This is a genomic window from Lentilactobacillus sp. TOM.63, assembly GCF_030361045.1.
Lineage (GTDB): Bacteria > Bacillota > Bacilli > Lactobacillales > Lactobacillaceae > Lentilactobacillus > Lentilactobacillus dabitei.
Map to the genome: position 1 here is coordinate 1 of NZ_JAUCAP010000137.1, position 3162 is coordinate 3162.

Annotated in this window: 3 protein-coding genes; all 3 read right to left on the minus strand. The window is 43.6% G+C overall.

Annotation, left to right across the window (positions count from 1 at the left end; genetic code table 11):
* Positions 1-48: 48 nt before the first annotated feature.
* The 3 genes from QUF07_RS13545 to QUF07_RS13555 all read right to left on the minus strand — a co-directional run bounded on the left by QUF07_RS13545 (position 49) and on the right by QUF07_RS13555 (position 2898).
* Complete coding sequence (locus tag QUF07_RS13545) at positions 49-843, minus strand: hypothetical protein (protein ID WP_289427957.1); 795 nt, start codon at positions 841-843, stop codon at positions 49-51.
* A gap of 13 nt (positions 844-856) precedes the next feature.
* A complete protein-coding gene (locus QUF07_RS13550; protein ID WP_289427958.1) occupies positions 857-2350 on the minus strand; it encodes a hypothetical protein in 1494 nt (497 codons plus the stop codon).
* A gap of 197 nt (positions 2351-2547) precedes the next feature.
* Positions 2548-2898: a hypothetical protein gene (locus QUF07_RS13555; RefSeq protein ID WP_217164852.1), complete on the minus strand. Its 351-nt coding sequence runs from the start codon at positions 2896-2898 to the stop codon at positions 2548-2550.
* Positions 2899-3162 lie beyond the last annotated feature (264 nt).

A 3162-nucleotide genomic window follows, 5' to 3' on the forward strand; every position in this document is an offset into this window, starting at 1 on the left:
AATACCGGATTCACAACGACCAGTTATGTGCCTAAAAATTATTAAATATTATCTCCAACTATTGGGGTTCACTTCAGGTTTAGCTTCACTCTTCTTTTGTTGATTATCCAGCAAAATGGCGTAATCTTCGCCACACTCCAACCGAAAACGTTCCAGTGGCGCCCAGTCCGCCATCAACTGTTCCTTATTGGCAACCAATTGCGGCCAGAGTTCCGGAAAGCGGTGCGGAGATAGGTACCTAAATCTAAGCAACACCCGGTTCACCCGTTGACGCTCGGTCAAGTTGCCAGTGTCTTGGGGATGGCTCATATATTCAATCATTTCATGAGTAATGCTGATAAAATCGGGATTAATGTCCCAGAATGGGTCCATAATTTCCGACCGGCTGGCTTCATCGCCCTCCGGATAGTCCGGTGTAAAGAGGCCAAAGCGTTTAACAAAGATATCATCGATAATCCCATAAATCGTTGGTTCATCAAGCTCAACGACCTCACTGTGAACCTGTTGGATGATACTTTGCGAATCAATGACCATATCTGAGGCCAACCCATCCATTTCTGGCGAACTGATGACCGCTTTGAGAGTCGCCAACAACACGTGTTTTTCAGCATCACTCAGCTCGCCTGGGCCAATTAACAGAACCAGATTATTGCCATAGTTGAGCGGCTGGGTGCCAATCAAATGGTTAAAAAAATGGTAAACACGGCGCTGCTTATAGCCCTGTTTAAACGCCCGAATCGCATTGATCGTCACTTTAGTGGTTGTTGGCTCTGGGGTACTCGTGAATAATTCCTGATCAAGTAGGCGATTAATGATCATTTTTTCTGTGTTTCCTAATTCCATTGATTTCCTCCAACTATTTTGCGAACTTAACGGCAAACCCACTCGGCAAATAAACACTATACCGTTCACCGTGACAGTGTAACTTGATTTGATCACTGGTTCTGATCGGTTCCACTGCGACAACTTGGCGACCAAACGGAGCGAATCCATTCAACTGGTCATAGGACAAGGCGGTGTACAACCGAGCCACTTCATCTCGGGCAAGTTGGCTATCGAATTCTAAATTGTGATCAATCTTTGCGTTGCCGGCACTATCGGTCTGCATCACCCGATTAAAATCAGTAAGACCCTGATTCCAGCCAGAATCGGCATAAGTGTCATCCGCCACATCAGGATTTTCATCTTCAGTCGCAATATTACGTATTGAATTATCGATCAAGTAATTGACCGGCCGTAAACTAACAGCATCCAGCAAATCACTGGCATCATCTTCATCCCGATCATCTGCCAAATGAACCGGCAAAGCTTGTGGAAAATGAACGTCTTCGAAATGCGCCATTAGGTCATCCAACTGTCTGACCATTTCCTTAACGTCGAGTTGTTGCTGCTGACTGTGCTCATATTCGCGAACTAACAGGCGAATCGTCCGACTAATCGTGTCATATAGCATATAGACGGAATCGACACTGTTATCAATTTTATTGGTGGTACTTTCCAAGCTATTATTTAATTGTTCAAGGCTGGCCTGGACCACCTGACGGGTATTTTTAAAGTCAATGGCCATTTTATCTTCGCGCCCCAGCATTTGATCAAGGTCGATACTATCCTTACCTTGTTTGCTGGCAGCAATCCGGCGCGAATATTCTGGATCAAACACCATGTGCTGAACCTTGCTGCTCGTATTGATCATCTTAATAAACGCGGGAATCGCCCGCTCTTTGAGTAATTTTTGCAACGTTTCGGCATTTTCGCTGCCATGGTTAAAAGAAATGTCGTTGGCCAAGCCTGACAGATCAGCATCCAACTTGTGCATCCCTTTGAGAACATCTTGGGACGCATCGATCATGACCCCAAAATGGTTAAACAGGCGGCTAGTTTCGGCATCGTTATCCCCAGCGTAAATTTCGTTCACCAACTGACAATATTCATCGATCCGGTCAACGTTGGCAGTTGCCATGGATTGTGAATCAGCGGCCTTTTGCAGCCCGTTCATAAAGCTCAGGCCAACGGAATTAATTCGGTAAATGTAAGTCGTTTTGATGTGCCGAGTCCCGTTATGCATTTGCTCGCGGACCTTGTGTTGTCTCTTTTCGATCATGTCGGCAGCAGTTAACCGATCCAAAATTTTTTTAAACACTTCCGTAGCAATCGGTTTTTCGTCACGTTCCAAATAATTGATGTTAAATTGCTGCAACAAAAAATCCGCGGTAATCGGTGTATCGGCATTTTGTGTATTGCCACGCAAAATTGTCAAGACCCACCAACCGGCCAGCGGATGATTCATGTTCCCACCTAAAATAGTGGCGTTAAGAATGTTGCGAAGTTCTTTTTGAAGAGTTGTGTGCATGCTCAGTTCCTTTACTTTAAATTGTGAGGTTTCGGATAGGTTTCCTATATTATAGATGATTGTGATGGTTAGATCTATCAGGAATTCTAACTTAGTCAGTTTCTGGGTCACAAATGAAAGATATTAATTAGCAATTTGGCAAAATTTAACCATTAATTCAAAAATCACTTGATCACAAGCCATTAGGGAGCTAGATTCTATCCCTGATACAGCTGCCCCCGCACATCCACGCCAGCATCATAACCATGTTTGGAAACCATCCCTGCAGCCGTTTCCAACGTGTATTTGTTTCCGTCGGCAAGTTCCAAGCCGAGTCCATTGACGTTGCCGTCGAGTTCCAACAGCTGGTCAACAAAGTGGTTTCGGTCACTTACAGTATAGAAAAATAGCGTGGCAGTGCAGCCAACCAGCGGTTTCGACCAATCATAAGTGTTTAAATCTTCCTCGGCGCCAGTATCGACCCAGTTATTTTGAGATGACGAAAAACCATTTACGGCCACTTCGCCGTTGCCGGTCATGAGTGATGGTTTGATAATATCAATTCTCATTGGAAATTCCCCCTTAATGTTGATATCAATACGTTCAAATTTAACAAAATGTTCCGGTCAAGACTAAATGAATCTTTATTAATTTCTCTGATCACCTACAGTAAACCACATATTGGATTCTTGCTCAATTCATTGCAACTTTGGGAATTGAGTGAAGTAAATGAAAAAGCTCTTCTTACAACAGAAATTTGAAGTGCAACAGAAAAGTTAGACAAGTTTAGATATTGATTTAAGCTACCATGGCTTGATTCCTGTATTCTACAG